This is a genomic window from Stutzerimonas stutzeri, from assembly GCF_024448715.1.
GTDB lineage: Bacteria > Pseudomonadota > Gammaproteobacteria > Pseudomonadales > Pseudomonadaceae > Stutzerimonas > Stutzerimonas stutzeri_AR.
Genome location: NZ_JAMOHZ010000005.1, coordinates 221,955 through 237,568, shown reverse-complemented (window position 1 = coordinate 237,568; position 15,614 = coordinate 221,955). Strand labels below are relative to the sequence as shown.

At 62.8% G+C, this 15,614-nt stretch carries 12 protein-coding genes and 1 pseudogene; 10 read left to right on the top strand and 3 right to left on the bottom strand.

The window, feature by feature from the left end:
• Positions 1 to 4: 4 nt before the first annotated feature.
• The 3 genes from NAV33_RS12995 (at position 5) to NAV33_RS21430 (ending at position 4,502) form a co-directional block, all read left to right on the top strand.
• Complete coding sequence (locus tag NAV33_RS12995; RefSeq protein ID WP_255980647.1) at positions 5 to 2,419, top strand: efflux RND transporter permease subunit; 2,415 nt, start codon at positions 5 to 7, stop codon at positions 2,417 to 2,419.
• An 11-nt stretch (positions 2,420 to 2,430) separates the two neighbouring features.
• Positions 2,431 to 3,396, top strand: a complete 966-nt coding sequence (locus NAV33_RS12990) for a WD40/YVTN/BNR-like repeat-containing protein (protein WP_255980645.1) — start codon at positions 2,431 to 2,433, stop codon at positions 3,394 to 3,396.
• A 119-nt stretch (positions 3,397 to 3,515) separates the two neighbouring features.
• Positions 3,516 to 4,502, top strand: a complete 987-nt coding sequence (locus NAV33_RS21430) for a methyl-accepting chemotaxis protein (protein WP_272887343.1) — start codon at positions 3,516 to 3,518, stop codon at positions 4,500 to 4,502.
• Positions 4,503 to 4,693: 191 nt separating this feature from the next.
• On the opposite strand, the pseudogene NAV33_RS12975 reads toward NAV33_RS21430, so the two are convergent.
• From NAV33_RS12975 to NAV33_RS12965, 3 genes and pseudogenes are all read right to left on the bottom strand, one after another.
• A pseudogene (locus tag NAV33_RS12975) lies at positions 4,694 to 6,465 on the bottom strand (acyl-CoA dehydrogenase C-terminal domain-containing protein).
• An 11-nt stretch (positions 6,466 to 6,476) separates the two neighbouring features.
• Positions 6,477 to 6,923: a TetR/AcrR family transcriptional regulator gene (locus NAV33_RS12970; RefSeq protein WP_255980643.1), complete on the bottom strand. Its 447-nt coding sequence runs from the start codon at positions 6,921 to 6,923 to the stop codon at positions 6,477 to 6,479.
• Positions 6,924 to 7,016: 93 nt separating this feature from the next.
• Positions 7,017 to 7,238, bottom strand: coding sequence for a hypothetical protein (locus tag NAV33_RS12965; RefSeq protein WP_255980641.1), 222 nt, complete (start codon positions 7,236 to 7,238; stop codon positions 7,017 to 7,019).
• 154 nt (positions 7,239 to 7,392) lie between these two features.
• Between NAV33_RS12965 and NAV33_RS12960 the strand changes: the two genes are divergently transcribed.
• From NAV33_RS12960 to NAV33_RS12930, 7 genes are all read left to right on the top strand, one after another.
• Positions 7,393 to 8,409, top strand: coding sequence for an AraC family transcriptional regulator (locus NAV33_RS12960; RefSeq protein ID WP_255980639.1), 1,017 nt, complete (start codon positions 7,393 to 7,395; stop codon positions 8,407 to 8,409).
• Positions 8,410 to 8,742: 333 nt separating this feature from the next.
• On the top strand, positions 8,743 to 9,729 hold the full coding sequence (locus tag NAV33_RS12955) for an NAD(P)H-dependent flavin oxidoreductase (protein ID WP_255980637.1): 987 nt from the start codon (positions 8,743 to 8,745) through the stop codon (positions 9,727 to 9,729).
• A complete protein-coding gene (locus tag NAV33_RS12950; RefSeq protein ID WP_255980635.1) occupies positions 9,719 to 10,597 on the top strand; it encodes a crotonase/enoyl-CoA hydratase family protein in 879 nt (292 codons plus the stop codon). The genes NAV33_RS12955 and NAV33_RS12950 overlap by 11 nt, the downstream gene beginning before the upstream one ends.
• Positions 10,598 to 10,700: 103 nt before the next feature.
• Positions 10,701 to 11,015: a hypothetical protein gene (locus NAV33_RS12945; protein ID WP_255980633.1), complete on the top strand. Its 315-nt coding sequence runs from the start codon at positions 10,701 to 10,703 to the stop codon at positions 11,013 to 11,015.
• A gap of 42 nt (positions 11,016 to 11,057) precedes the next feature.
• Positions 11,058 to 12,557 carry an FAD-dependent oxidoreductase gene (locus NAV33_RS12940; protein WP_255980631.1) on the top strand — a complete coding sequence of 500 codons (1,500 nt, stop codon included), beginning with the start codon at positions 11,058 to 11,060 and terminating at the stop codon, positions 12,555 to 12,557.
• Between the two features lie 589 nt (positions 12,558 to 13,146).
• Positions 13,147 to 14,430 (top strand): acyl-CoA dehydrogenase family protein, encoded by a 1,284-nt coding sequence (locus NAV33_RS12935; RefSeq protein ID WP_255980629.1) that lies wholly within the window; start codon positions 13,147 to 13,149, stop codon positions 14,428 to 14,430.
• Positions 14,431 to 14,479: 49 nt separating this feature from the next.
• A complete protein-coding gene (locus NAV33_RS12930) occupies positions 14,480 to 15,613 on the top strand; it encodes a saccharopine dehydrogenase family protein (protein ID WP_255980627.1) in 1,134 nt (377 codons plus the stop codon).
• Position 15,614 lies beyond the last annotated feature (1 nt).

Sequence of the window (15,614 nt, the reverse complement as noted above, 5' to 3'; positions counted from 1 at the left end):
TGTTGTGAATACTCCTGTAGTAGACAAGTTCGACAAGGGAGGGCGTGGCGTGCTGCCACGCCTGGAGGGCTGGCTGTTCAGCCAGCGCCGGCTGGTGCTGGTGTTGCTCGCGCTCTTTACCCTGGGCATGGCCTGGTTTGCCGTACAGCTGCGTATGGACGCCGGCTTCGAGAAGCAATTGCCGATTGGCCACGAATACGTCGAGACCTTCCAGACCTACCGCAACGACCTGATCGGGGCGAATCGCCTGACCATAGTGGTCAAGGCTCGCGACGGCTCGATCTGGAACGTTGCCGGGCTCAAGCGGCTGTACGACGTGACCCAGGCGGTGACCTTCCTGCCTGGGGTCTCGCGCAGCAGCGTGCAGTCTTTGTGGACGCCCAACTCTTTCGTCAACGAGATCACCGAGGAGGGCTTTCGTGCCGATCCGTTGATCCCCGGCACCGTGACGCCCGAGCGCCTCGACCAGGCGATCATCGACAAGATCGCCAACTCCACGGCCCAGGGCGGCTTCGTCGGCACCTTAGTGGCGCGCGATCAAAGCAGCGCGATGATCACCGCCGAACTCAACGAGCTCGACGAAAACGGCAAGCAGCTGGATTACGTGGCCTACAACCGGGTCTTGGAGCAGCAGATCCGCGCGCAGTTCGAGGACGACGCGTTCGAGATCCAGATCATCGGTTTCGCCAAGCAGATCGGCGACATCGCCGATGGTGCCTCGGCGGTGCTGGAATTCTGCCTGCTGGCGCTACTGCTGACTGCAGCAGCGGTCTACTGGTACTGCCATTCCGTGCGCTTCACCCTGCTGGCGCTCGGCTGCTCGCTGACCTCGCTGATCTGGCAGTTCGGCAGCCTGCGCCTGCTCGGCTACGGCCTGGATCCGCTCGCCGTGCTGGTGCCCTTCCTGGTGTTCGCCATCGGCGTGTCCCACGGTGTGCAGCAGATCAACTACATCGTGCGGGAAATCGCCTGCGGCAAGAGTGTCGAGGAGGCGGCGCGCTCCAGCTTCAGCGGCCTGCTGATTCCGGGAACCCTGGCGCTGGTGACGGCCTTCGTGTCCTTCGTGACCTTACTGCTGATCCCGATCCCGATGGTGCGCGAACTGGCCATCACCGCATCGCTCGGCGTTGCCTACAAGATCATCACCAATCTGGTGATGCTACCGCTGGTGGCGTCGATGCTGAACGTGGACGGCAGCTACGCCCGCGCCGAGGAGGTTTCCCGCGAGCGTCGTGCCCGCTGGCTACATGGGCTGGCGCGCCTGGCCGAGTGGCGTAATGCGCTGCTGGTGCTCGGCGTCGCCCTGCTGGTGTTCCTCGCGGCGATCTGGCAGAGCCATGACCGGGTCGTCGGCACGCTGCAGGCCGGTGCGCCGGAACTGCGCGAGGACGCCCGTTTCAACCGCGATGCGGTGTCCATCGCGAGCAACTACGACATCGGCCTGGACTGGCTCAGCGTAGTCTTCGAGGTCCGGCCGGACGCGTCCGGCGAGGTCACCGGTGCCTGCGAGAACGTGGCCCTGGGGCAGTATCAGGATCGCTTCGTCTGGACCATGCAAGGCGTCCCCGGGGTGCTGTCGGTGGCCTCCTTCTCCAGCGGCATGCGCCAGTTCAACGAGGGTTACAACGAAGGCAATCCGAAGATGAGCGCGGTGCCCATCGACACCATGAACTACTCCTCGCTGGCCACCGAGGTCGCGCGCATCTCGGGACTGATGCGCGCCGATTGCAGCATGACCGCGGTGCATCTGTACCTGGCGGACCACAAGGCCACCACCATCAACCGCGTGCTCGAGGAGGCCAAGGCGTTTCGCGCCGAGTTCCCCATGCCGGGCGTCTCGGTGCGCCTGGCCTCGGGCAATGCCGGCGTGCTGGCGGCCATCAACGAGGAGGTGGAGAAGAGCGAAACGCCGATGCTGCTGTATGTCTACGCCGCTATCGCGCTGCTGGTGTTCGTCGTCTACCGCGACCTGCGCGCTGTGCTGGTGTGCTGCCTGCCGCTGACCATCGGCACCTTTATTGGCTACTGGTTCATGAAGGAACTGCAAATCGGCCTGACCATCGCAACGCTGCCGGTGATGGTGCTGGCGGTGGGCATCGGTGTCGATTACGCGTTCTACATCTACAACCGTCTGCAGATGCACCAGGCCAATGGCCAGCCGATCGTCAAGGCCGTCGAGCAGGCGTTGCTCGAGGTTGGCGTGGCGACCATCTTCACCGCCATCACCCTGGCCATCGGCGTCGCCACCTGGGCGTTCTCCGAGCTCAAGTTCCAGGCCGACATGGGCAAGCTGCTCGCATTCATGTTCATGGTCAACATGGTCATGGCCATGACGGTGCTGCCGGCCTTCGCGGTCTGGCTGGAGCGGGTGTTCCCGCGCAAGCGCCCGGTGCGCATGATCGGCGCCCTGGCGCATTGAGGAGAGACAGGATGCGATACGCGTTTTTCTTGATGGGCGCGCTACTCTCGGCAGCGCTGCCACTCGCCACTCTGCAGGCGCAGCCGCTACGGGCCGAACGGGCTGCCATAACCAAGCATGCCACCGCGGCGACCATGCTCGATGCCGCATGGGCCGGGGAACGTATGGTGGCCGTGGGCGACCATGGCGTGGTGTTGCTGTCCGACGACCAGGGCAGGAGCTTTCGTCAGGCCCGCTTGGTACCGGTTTCCACGCCACTGACCGGGGTCAGCTTCGCCGACGCGCAGCATGGCTGGGCGGTCGGTCAATGGGGGGCGATCCTGGCCAGCAGTGACGGTGGCGACTCCTGGCAGATCCAGCGGTTGTTCAGCGAAGAGGACCGCCCGTTATTCGCCGTGCATTTCTTCAATGCCCGGCAAGGGGTCGCCGTCGGCCTCTGGTCGCTGGTGCTCACCACAGACGATGGCGGGCAGACCTGGCACGAACAGGCGCTGGAGGCGCCGCCGGGCTATGGTCGGGCCGATCTCAACCTGATGGGACTGTTCGCCGACGCCAAGGGCGGTCTGTACGCCACCGCCGAGCGTGGTCAGCTATTGCGCTCCGATGATCGGGGAAAAACCTGGCGTTATCTGGATACCGGCTATGAGGGCACCCTGTGGTCGGGTGCGGCGCTAGCCGATGGCTCGCTGCTGATCGGTGGCCAGCGCGGCACGCTGCTGCACGGGTCGGCAGACGGGCGCAGCTGGCAGCGCGTGCCGCTGCAGAGCAAGAGCTCGGTGACCTCCGTAGTCGCGGCGGGACGCCAGGTGCTTGTCGCCGGTCTCGACGGCTTGCTGCTGCATAGCCGCGATGGCGGGCATTCATTCCAGCGCGAAGACGCCACGGATGGGGTCTCGCTGACAGCCGCCCTGCTCGCAGAGGGTGATCGACCCATCCTGTTTTCCCGTCGTGGCGTGATAGCCGCGCAGGGGCAATGACGGGCAGGCTACGACCGCCGCCGGCGCAGGCCGCGTCGCGATCGACCGAAGCCTTTTTTAGGGCCTTGGCGTCATTCGACGCTCGGCCCTTTTTGACGACTGTCTAGACCGGAGGGCTTATGTTTGCCGGAAGAAAAACGAAGCGTTTGGCTGAGGAAGTCAGCCTAAGAATATCGTTGCTGTTAAGCGGTCAGCCGGCCCAGACATCATATCGGAACGATCTGATCGGTCGCTATCCTGAGCTGCTGCATAGCTTCGCTAGCCTGGAACGCTGGCTTGGTCGTCAGGCCGAGGCCGCTGCAGTGACGACCCCGCTCGATGACCATAGTGCCCCGGTCGGTGAATTGCGCGAGTGCCTGCAGAGCGCTCACTACGAGCTGGGGCAACTGCGGGGTGAGGTCGAAGAGGGCCGGCACAAGCTGCATGCCTTAGACGAGCGACTGGCCGCCTGCGCAGAACGGGAGCGGGCCTGGGAAGTGACCAGAAATGTGCTGACGGAGGTCTGTTGGGAGATGGTCATCTTCGATGGAGACCCGGCACACCCGAATAACCAACTGCATTGGTCGCCGCAGTTCCGCGATTTGTTGGGCTACTCGGAGCGGGACTTCCAGAACGACCTGGAAGGCTACTACTCGATCGTCAATCCGGATGACTTAAATCGGGTCGTGGCGGTGGTGACCGAGTACTTTCGCATCGGCGATATTTCCTCGCCTTATTCGGTCGAGTATCGGATGAGGCACAAGAGTAGGGGCGAGGTGTGGTTCCGGGAAAGGGGGCAGGGCGTCTTGGGTTGCGATGGCAAGCTTTGCCGCATCATTGGTGCCGTGCGTGACATCTCTGACGAACGGCTCGCCGAGACCATTCGTGTACGCGAGCAGGCTGGCATGCAGGCCACCTACGAGCAGATTTCGCAGGTGGTGAGCGTGATCAAGGGCATCGCCGACCAGACCAACCTGCTCGCGCTCAATGCCGCCATCGAGGCCGCCCGCGCCGGCGAACAGGGCCGTGGCTTCGCCGTGGTGGCCGACGAGGTGAAGAAGCTCGCCGGCAGGACCCGCGAGGCCACTCAGAAGATCCAAGAAATGCTGGCCGCTAGAACTGTCTAGTGTCGTGACATTCCATCCTGGCGCGCCGTGTAACCCACCAAGCGATGGAGATCAACCTACATTTCAACGTTGTCGTGACTTCGGCGAAGGAGCGACTTCAGGATTGGAATAGGACAAAAAAGCGCGGCTTGTGCCGCGCGAACGCTCAGCTTGGTCACGGGGCAGGTCGAACCGGCCCCGTGGAGAGACTGCTAGAACTGATCGGCATCCAGTTCGTAGAGGCTGTCAGCGCCGCCGCGTATGCATGCGTTCAACCCTTCGATGCGCGGCAGAATGCGTTTGAAGAAGAAGCATGCGGTGGCCAGCTTCGCCGAATAGAAGTCCGGGTCCAAGGCCTGTTTGGCCTTTGCCGCACTGGCCATTCGCGACCAGACGTAGGCATAGGCGACGTAGCCAAACAGGTGAAGGTATTCCACCGAGGCGGCGCCCACTTGGCGAGGATCCTGCGTGGCCTGGTCACGTACCCAGGCGCTGGACTCCTCGAGCTGTTGTACGGCAGCCAGCAGCGCATCGCGGTGCTCGACGCCGGGCTCTTCGGCGTATAGACGGATTTCCCCGAGGAACTCGTCCAGCGCGTTGCCGCCATCGGCGAGAACCTTGCGGCCCAGTAGGTCCAGCGCCTGAATGCCGTTGGTGCCTTCGTAGATCTGGGTGATGCGGCAGTCGCGAATCAGCTGCTCCTGGCCCCATTCGCGGATATAGCCGTGGCCGCCGAAGATCTGCTGGCCGTGCACGGTGGTCTCCAGGCCCATGTCGGTGAGGAAGGCCTTGGCCACCGGCGTGAGCAGCGCGACCAGTTTCTCGGCGCGCTTAGCGGTTTCCTTGTTCTCGCTGTATTTGGCTATGTCCAGCTGCAGGGCGACGTAGCTGGAGAAGGCGCGACCGCCCTCATTCAGCGCCTTCATGCACAGCAGCATGCGACGCACGTCCGGGTGCACGATGATCGGGTCGGCTACTTTATCTTTTGCTAGCGGGCCGGTCGACGCGCGGCCTTGGATGCGATCTCGAGCGTACTCCAGGGCGCTCTGGTAGCTGCGCTCGCCCAGGGCCAGGCCCTGGATGCCGACGCCCAGACGCTCGTAGTTCATCATGGTGAACATGGCGTTCAGGCCCTTGTTCACCTCGCCGATCAGGTAGCCGGTGGCACCGTCGAAGTTCATCACGCAGGTGGCCGAGGCCTTGATGCCCATCTTGTGCTCGATCGAACCGCAGCTCACCGCGTTGCGCTCGCCTAGCGAACCGTCGGCATTGACCAGGAACTTCGGCACCAGAAACAGCGAGATGCCTTTCGGCCCGGCCGGGGCGTCCGGCAGCTTGGCCAGCACCAGATGGATGATGTTCTCGGTCAGGTCGTGCTCGCCGCCGGTGATGAAGATCTTGGTGCCGCTGACCTTGTAGGTGCCGTCGGCCTGGGGTTCGGCGCGGGTTCTGATGATACCCAGGTCGGTGCCGGCGTGCGGCTCGGTCAGGCACATGGAGCCGGCCCAGCGGCCTTCGTACATGTTCGGTAGATACTGCGCCTTGAGTGCCTCGCTGGCGTGGTTGAGGATCGACAGGCAGGCGCCGGCGGTCAGCATCGGATAGAGGCCGAAGGACAGGCTGGCGGCGTGACCATCTCCTCGACCTGGACGCCGATCACCTTGGGCATGCCCATGCCGCCGAACTCCGGCGAACCGCCGACGCCGACCCAGCCGCCTTCAGCGTAGGTTCGGTAGGCCTCGGGGAAGCCGGTCGGGGTCTTCACCGCGCCGTTGTCCCAGCTGCAGCCTTCCTCGTCGCCGCTGCGGTTGAGCGGGGCGACGATCCCCGCAGTGACCTTTCCGGCCTCATCCAGGATGGCTTGGGCGGTATCCATGTCCAGGCTGTTGGCGAGCCCTGGCAGGGCAGCCCATTGCCGGCCGACATCGAAGACCTCAGTGAGGATGAAGTGGATGTCGCGCAAGGGCGCTTGGTAGTTGCTCATGGTCGTTTCTCCTAGGTCGACAAGGGGGTAGTGGCCGTCAACAGCTGTACAAAGGCCTCGTAGCGCTGCCGCTCGGTCAGCGGGTAGCGTGAGAGCCGCAGCGGCATGTGTTCGAACAGCTCCAGGGTCGCAACGCTGGTGCGTTCGGGGCCGATGAGTTTCTGTATCACCTCCTGCAGGGGCGCACTGGCCGACTCGCGTTGGTGGTGACGGTCGAACAGCGACAGCAGCGCCATGTAATGCTCTTCGATGAACTCCTGGAGCAGCTCCTCCTTGCAGGCGCAGTGGTTATAGAGCGAGCCGACGGTCAGTTCGAGATGACTGGCCAGCTCCCGCAGGCTGACCTGGGCGAAACCGCGTTGGGCAAACAGTTCCAGGGCCTTGAGGCGGTTGCGCTCGAAGCGCGAGCCGGTTCCGGCGGGACGTGAGGTCGGCTCCATGCACTTGGCTGTGTTCATGTTGCAATCCCTCAGAAGGCGATGTTCGGGAGCGGAATGCCACGGCAACGACGACGAGACGCGCCGAGGGAGCCGGTCGGGTGCGCAGAACCCTTATCGTGGGTTGGGTGCTGACGCATTGCCCGACCGGCCCCGCCAGACGCGTTCGAGGATGACGGCGATGCCCTGGCCGCCACCGATGTGCATGGCCCGTTCGAGGGCGGTGAGACTGAACAGCGTGGCGAGTTTTGTCGGCGGGGTGTTCTTCCGAGAGCCGCCGTAACTGCCAATGGCGGTGGGTACCGCGCTGACAACGAATATTTCGGATGTGCTCATCCGAGAAACTCCTGGTCCGATAGCACAATGGCCGGGAGTCTAGGGCGTGAGGACGGCCGTCTCCTATGCCAGAATTGCGCAGCCTTGGATGACGGATTTGGACATACCATGCGTTATGAAAACCTCTAATACGGGCAGCGCTCACGAGCGAGCCATGCGCAAGGGCGATTCGGTGGCTGCCTATTTCGTCAAGGCAGCCATGCACCGCTTGGCCCACGCACCGCAACGCGCCTATGAGCTGCTGCGCGCGGCCGGCATCGATCCCGCCTGTCTCGACGTGCCGTCGCAGCGGGTGCCGGCCGAGGCGGTCGCGCGGTTATGGCTGCTGCTCACCGCGGAGCTGGGCGACGAGTTCTTCGCCTTCGACTCGGGTGGCATGCCCCGCGGCGCCTTCGCCATCATCTGCCGCAGCATCGTGCACGAGCCGGATCTGGGGCGAGCGCTGCGCCAGTGCCTGTCCGGCTTCAATCTGTTCCTGCGGGATATCCACGCGCACCTGGAGCCGCGTGGCAGTCATGTTGCCATCGTGCTGCAGAATCGCATCGAGGATCAGGCCATACGCAGCGTCGCCGAGGAAATCTACCTGAGCATGGTGATCGGCATGGCCTGCTGGCTGGTGGGGCGCCGGATCAACCTGGATCACACCCAGTTCGGCCATCCACAACCGTCTTATGGTGCCGATCCGCTGCTGTGGGGGCCTTGGATCGAGTTCGATGCGCCCCACACCGAGGTAGAGTTCAGCTCCGCCCAATTGTCTCTGCCGACGGTGCGCAATTTCGCCAGCCTTAAGCAGTTCCTGCGCCATGCACCTGAAGGGGTGGTGGTGCGTTTTCGCAATCGAGCCGGGCTGGCGGCTGGCGTGTATCGCCGCCTGAAGGCCTCACCCGAGCTGGACTGGCCGTCACAGACCCAGATGGCGCTGGACGTGGCCATGAGCGAGTCGGCGTTTCGCCGGCAACTGGAGCGCGAGGGTTTCTCTTATCAGGTGCTCAAGCATGAGGTGCGCAAGGCACTGGCTTTCGACTATCTGAACGAAAGCAGCCTGAGCATCAGTGAAATCGCCATTCGCTGCGGCTTTCAGGAGCCCAGCGCGTTTCATCGGGCCTTTCGCCAATGGACCGGCATGAGTCCGGGTCGTTACCGCGCCGTGCAAGACACGAGGCGGGAATAGGCGGCAGCCGGGCAGGGCGTCAAAAGCCTTTGCGTCGTGGTATGTGCCCGCATGCCACAGCGGCCCCAATTGACTACGACATGAGCCTGTCGGTAATCCGAGCGGGTGCCGAGTCGGTCGGCTCACCGCCCCCAGCCGGGTGAATCTCTTCGCCATTTTGAATCCGTTGCTGGTCTCTGGATGGGCTTTCTTGCAAATGGCGAACATGCAAAATTAAAGTAACGTATGTTACGTTAATTTTGCGCGTCGATCTTTTGCTGCGCAGTCACGGGGCTTCGGATCGCTCAATTGCATCTGCGAGGTCCTTTTTCATGACGGTTCGAAGGGGTTCTCATGCGTACAAGAATTACCGAGCTGACGGGTACGCGGTACCCGATCGTTCAGGGTGGGATGCAGTGGGTCGGTCGTGCCGAACTGGCCAGTGCGGTCTCCAACGCCGGTGCTCTCGGAATACTGACGGCGCTGACCCAGCCAACGCCTGACGCGCTGGCGGCGGAAATTGCGCGATGCCGGTCCATGACTAACCAGCCGTTCGGCGTGAACCTCACCGTCCTGCCGACCACCGCGCCGCCACCCTATGCGGACTACGTGACGGCCATCATCGAAAGCGGTGTGAAGATAGTGGAGACAGCGGGGCGCAGTCCCGCCGAATTCGTCGAGCGATTCAAGGCCGCCGGCATCAGGATAATCCACAAGTGCACCGCCGTCCGTCATGCCCTGTCGGCCGAGCGGGTGGGCGTGGATGCGGTCAGTATCGATGGGTTCGAGGCCGCGGGTCATCCCGGCGAGGATGATGTGCCGGGCCTCGTTCTCATACCGGCGGCGGCAGAGGCCTTGCGGATTCCGATCCTCGCCTCGGGCGGCATCGCCGATGGCCGCGGCATGGCGGCGGCGCTGATGCTCGGCGCGGAAGGCATCAACATGGGCACGCGCTTCATGTTGACGAAGGAAGCGCCGGTCCACGCCGCTATCAAGGACGCGGTCGCAGCGGGCAGCGAACTGGATACGAATCTCATCTTCCGCGCTTTCCGTAACACGGGGCGAGTGTTCCGCAATGCCGTCTCGGATGAAGTGATGGCGATCGAACGACGCCCGGGAGCGACGTTCGAGGACATCAAGGCCTTGGTCGCGGGTGCGCGCGGGCGTGCCGCGCTGGAGGGCGGGGAAGTGGATGGTGGCCTCCTCTGGGCAGGGCAGGGCATCGGCCTCATCACTGACGTGCCGAGCTGTGCCGAACTTGTCGAGCGCATGGTGAACGACTGCCGCCAGGCCATCGCTCGTGGCGCGGCGCTGACGCAGGAGAGCGCCCATGTCCTATAAGACGATCCGCTATGAGGTGGGTGACGACGGGATTCTGCTGCTCACCCTGTCGCGACCCGAGCAACTGAACGCCTTCACCGTCGAGATGTGTAGCGAGTTGGCCGACGCCTACCGGCGGGCCAGTGGCGACGATGCCGTGCGCGCCATCGTCGTGACCGGGGATGGCCGAGCCTTCTGTGCGGGCATGGATCTCTCGGTCGACGGCAATGTCTTCGGTCTGGATGAGAGCCTGACTCCTACGCTAGAGGACGTGCGCCAACGTCGGGACACGCCGGAGATCCTGCAGGGCGTGCGCGACACCGGTGGACGGGTGACGCTGGCGATGTACGACTGCCTGAAGCCGATCATCGGTGCGGTCAATGGTGCGGCGATCGGCGTCGGCTCGACCATGTTGCTGCCCATGGATTTCCGTTTTGCTTCCGACAGGGCGCGCTTCGGCTTCGTATTCGGCAAGCTCGGCGTCACCGCCGAGGGCTGTTCCAGTTGGTTTCTGCCGCGCCTGGTGGGCTTGGAGCAGGCGCTGGAGTGGTTTTATCGGGCCGAGATCTTCGACGCCAACGAGGCGCTGGAGAAGGGGCTGATCCGAGCAATATTTCCCGCCGAAACGCTGGTGGACGAGGCTCGCGCCTTCGCCGCTGCGCTGGTCAAGGACCGTTCGCCGGTATCGATCGGGCTCATGCGCCAGATGCTCTGGCGAAACAGCGCGCAGGCGTATCCCTTCGCCGCGCATGAGGTGGAATCGCTGGCCATGTTCTATACCAGTCAGGCCGATGGTCGTGAAGGGGTCCAGGCGTTCCGCGAGAAGCGGCCTCCACGGTTCTCCGCCAAAGCATCCAACATGCCGCCTTTCTACCCTTGGTTCCAGTAGGCCCGTCACCCTAAAGAAGCGAACGCCAGCGACGGCCTGAATATGGGTGGTATCAGGAGTTGTCGACTGGCTGGTGGCAATACCAACAAACAGAGTCAGAACAATGAGCAATGTAGAACACACCCAATTGCCATCAGGAATCCTGATCGAAGCCGAAGATTTCGATAGCTACGGTGGCTGGGTCCTCGATTCCCAGTTTGAAACGGTGATGGGCTCTCCCTACCTGCTTGCCCATGGCCTTGGTCGCCCGGTGCCCGATGCGACCACGGTTGTCGCTATCGCCGATGCTGGTGAGTACGAGGTGTGGGTGCGCGCAAAGGATTGGGTGCCTGCGCACCATCCCGGCCGGTTCGCTCTGTCGATCAACGGCACTTTGCTCGAAACGGAGTTCGGCGCGAACGGTCAGGAGTGGTCCTGACAGACCGCCGGAAAGGTTTCGCTTCCGCACGGCGATGTGGCCTTGGCGTTACACGACCTCACAGGATTCGACGGTCGCTGTGATGCAATCTATCTCTGTATGGATGGAGTGCCGCCGCCAAACGACGTTAATGAGGCCAGCCAATCTTGGCGAAGGGCGCTGCGCGGTCTTCCGGAAAAGCCGGTCGAAGCGGGAGAGTACGATGTCATTGTCGTTGGCGGCGGCATTTCCGGTTGTGCGGCAGCACTCGCCGCCGCGCGTCTCGGTCAGCGCGTTGCGCTGATTCATGACCGCCCAGTTCTTGGCGGAAATGCAAGCAAAGAGATTGGTTTGATGCCGCGTGGTACTCAGGGCGCCCTGCTCAAGGAGTTGTCTGCGCGAACCGCTGATGGCGACCTGATCGCCTTTTCAATGCTGGAAGCTGAGCCGACCGCGACGGTGTTCCTCGAACATCGGACTGTCGCAGTCGCCACGGAGGGCGCGAGGATCGTCTCGGTCAATGCCGTTCAGGCACGCGGCGGCCATGAGCGCTGCTTCAGAGGCGCCGTGTTCATTGACTGTACTGGCACGGCAATGCTGGGCGTTCTCGCAAGGGCACAGACCATGTTCGGACGAGAGGCAAAGTCAGCTTTCAACGAGCCCTATGCGCCTGAGATCGGTGATGCCATGCACCATGGCAACACGCTGTTCTTCCGTACACGGATGGCTGAACACCCAGCTCCGTTTCCGGAGGTCCCCTGGGCGACGGAAGTATCAAAGGACTACGCAAACCTTAGTGGGCAGCTGGTTGAGGCTGGCGTCGAGAACGGTCCTGGCCCGAAGGCCGGAGCTAATCCGGATACACCAGAGTTCAGGTTTGGCAGATCCACCGATACGTTCCCAGCGACCCATTTCTGGGAATATGGTCAGTGGCTCGACCCCTATGTCGAGGGAGAACATATTCGCGACTATCTACTTCGGGCGCTCTATGGGACGTTCTCGAATGTAAAAAAACTTGAGCCCGAGAAGTACGCGAATCTCGAACTGGAGTGGATCGCCCATGTCGCTGCGCAAGGCGAGTTCAGACGGTATCTCGGTGACTACGTCCTCACGGAGACCGACATCCGCGACCACAAGCAATTCCCCGACACCTTGATCGCCAATGACGGATCGTTCTGCATTCATTGCGCGTGGGAGCCTGGCGAGGGCAAGTACAACTTCCGTCTCAAAGACTGGATCTTTGATGCACGCGACAAGGAGTCATACGAGATCCCGTTCCGTTGCCTCTACTCGGCTAACATCGAGAACCTGATGATGGCGGGGAAGCACATCAGTGTCACGCATGTCGCCGGCTCTGCCACCAAGCTCATGGGCAACGGCGCGCAGCATGGCGTTGCAGTCGCCGCTGCGGCTGCCCTATGCAAAAAGCTCGGTACGACACCGCGTGGCCTGTACGAAAATCACCTCGACGAACTTAAGGGCCTCGTGCATCAACTCACTCGCTGCGATCACGATATGGCGAGCCATCCACCTGTTAGGCAGTTTGAGTCGGTTCCTGGCTAGGAGAGCGTGGTATCAGCTGTCCGGCTGGCCGTCGGTCAAACATAATGGCGCTATCCAGGTCCGCCCCAAGCCAGCTGCTGGGGCGACCCGGTAGTTGGTTTCCCAGCACCAGTCCCTTGAGCAGAGATGAAAATGTATGAAGCGGAGCAGTCTAGTGGATCGATACTGCTGCATCTCTAGATAGGGGCCTGCGCTGACGGATGTCTGGTCATTCGTAATCCTTAGAGAAATTTCTGGCGAACTTACGATTCGACGGCTTGCAAGTGCGAACCGGCGTGTCGCCCCGTTCGCTGACGTTACCACTGAATTTGCTGAAGACCGACGGACCTGTGAAGTCGACGCGCTGGATACGAACGATTGAGTCTCGGATGCTTGCGTGCAAGTCCAGCATGCCGCCGTTCTTCCCCTGGTTCTAACGAGTCAGCCTCCCTCTAACCCTGTCTTGTTGCCAACGGAGCCCTCGTTTCCACGAGCGGTTCTCTCGAAGCCTTTTTACATAACAAAAGATTTGCATAACAACTGTTGCGTAAATGTGGGGGCATGGTTAGAGTGAGGCGAAACAACAAAACGCCTCCAGGAGGTGCGTCAGATGATTACCCTCAAGCCCACCCTGACTCTGCCGGCTGCCGGGCTGTCCGGCTTCGAAACTCCGCTGACCGAAGAGGAGGCCGCCATCCAGGCCTCGGTGCACCGCTTCGCCAAGGAAGTGTTGCGCCCGCTCGGGCGTGAACTGGATCGGATGAGCGCCGATCAGGTTGCCGCGCCGGGATCGCCGTTCTATTCGCTATTCACAGAGTTCGCCAAGCTGGGGCTGGATCCGGCTTTGCTGGCGGAGCTGCCGCCGGAGATGGCGGTGCGCATAGAATCAATGATCGGCGAGGAATTGGGCTGGGGCGATTCCGGCCTCGGCGTTTCGCTCGGCTGCGCTGGTTTCCCACTGCAGATGGCTGTGGCCGCCGGCAGTACCGAGCTGATCGAGCTGTGCCAGGGCCGAATCGGCTGCTGGATGGCTACGCAGCCCGACCGCGGCAGCGACAACCAGTTGTTCGATGTCGCACGTGACTGGCCGGCGGGGGTGCCGGCCAATATCGGCAACCTGACCGCCAAGGTGGTCGGCGACGAAATCATTATCAATGGCCAGAGCTCGGCCTGGGTATCCAACGGCGCGGTGGCGCAGGTCGCCTTCGGCCTGATGTGTGCCGACTACGGTGATGGCTTCTACGCCAAGGACGGCCTGCCTAATGGCATCGCCGTAATCGTCCCGCTGGATATCAAGGGCGTCTCCAAGGGCAAGCCGCTGGAGAAGATCGGTCAGCGCTCGCTGCCCCAGGGTGAAATCTACTTCGACAACGTGCGCGTGCCACGGCGCTTCGCCATCGCCGAGAAGGACGGCTATTACGGTGCCGTCAGCTCGTCCTGGTCCTATGCCGGCACCCACATGAGCCAGGTATTCACCGGCGTCGCCCGTGCGGCCTTCGAAATGGCGCTGCAGTACTGCCACGAACGCCGCCAGGGCGGCCGCATGCTGATCGACCACCAAATGACCCGCCTGCGCCTGGGCGAAATGCTGCGCCGCGTTGAGATCGCTCGCGCCGTCGCCCGCCGTTCGCTGAGTTTCGCCCGCCTGTCGCCGCAGACCCATCCGTACGCCACCGCCTCGGCCAAGGTCACGGTCACCGAGGAGGCGCTGGCCGTGGTGCAGGAAGCCTTCCGCCTGTTCGGCGGCAACGGCACCACCCTCGAATACCCGATCGAGAAGCTGCTGCGTGACACTCAGTCCGCCCTTATCGAAGACGGCGAGAACCGCATCCTGACCATGCGCCTGGGGCTGCTGGCACAGCAGCTCTATGCCGAGGGCTGGGCGCAGAACTGATCCATTCGTTTCATCCGACACCATCCAAGAACAAAACGAGGTACTCGCAATGGCCAAATATCCTGTTGTTGTCTATGGCGCCAGTGGCTACACCGGCATGCTGACCATGGACTGGCTGATCGACCAGAAAATCCCCTTCACGGCTGTGGCTCGCAACGCCGGCCGAGCCAAAGAAATGATGGCGCAACGCGTCGTCGCCCTGGAAACGGCCACCTACGAGATCATCGAGTGTCCTCACGAGGTTGACGCCCTGACTGCCGTGTTCAAGGGTGCAAAGGTCGTCTGCAACACCGTTGGCCCCTTCGTCAATTTCGGTCTGACTACCGCCGAGGCTGCCCTGAAAGCCGGCTGCCACTACCTGGACCCGGCCGGTGAGCAGGAGCACATCCGTGCTCTGCGTGACCAGTTCGGCGAGCTGTATCGCCAGGCCGGCTTACTGCTGTCTCCGTCGCTGGCATATATGTACAGCTTCGCCGAGATCGCCGCCGAGCTGGCCCTGGAGACCCCCGGTGTCGACTCCCTGGAAACCGCCACCCTGACCCGTGGCCCGCGTGTAGGCGCCGCCGGCGTGACCGTGGGCTCCACCGCCACCATCTTCGAAGGCTTCCGCCACCCCGGTGCCTACCTGTGGGAGAAGGAGCTGGTTCCCTACGCGCCCAATAGCAGCTTCAACGTGGTGTGCCCCAGCCTGCTTGAGTCGGTGTTCTGCCTGCCTTGGGGCGGTACCTCGCTGCCGATTTACTTCCAGAACGACGGTCGCGTGCGCAGCTGCATGTCCTGCGTCGGCTTCTACGACAACCCGGTGATGAAGATGGTCCACGGCCTGGGGCAGAAGTGGGAGGCCGAGTACAAGCATCTGCCGAAGGACCAGCAGGACGAGGTGATCCAGAACCTGGTGGATTCGACAACGCCGAGCATGCCGCCGCGCGAGCGCAGCACCCTGCAGCGCACCGTGGATTTCGCCATTGGCCGCGGCCAGCTGGCGTCTGTGCGGGCCACCGTGCACGGCATCACGCCCTATATCGCCACTGGTGCCTTACACGCCGCCGCCGCTGCCAGGCTGCTGGACAATGACACCGCCAAGGTGGGCTTCGCCTCGTCGTCCAAGGCGTTCGGTCATCGCTACATGCTCGGCTTCCTCGAGCAGCGTGGCCTGGCTCGCGCAACCATCACCCAGCTGTGAA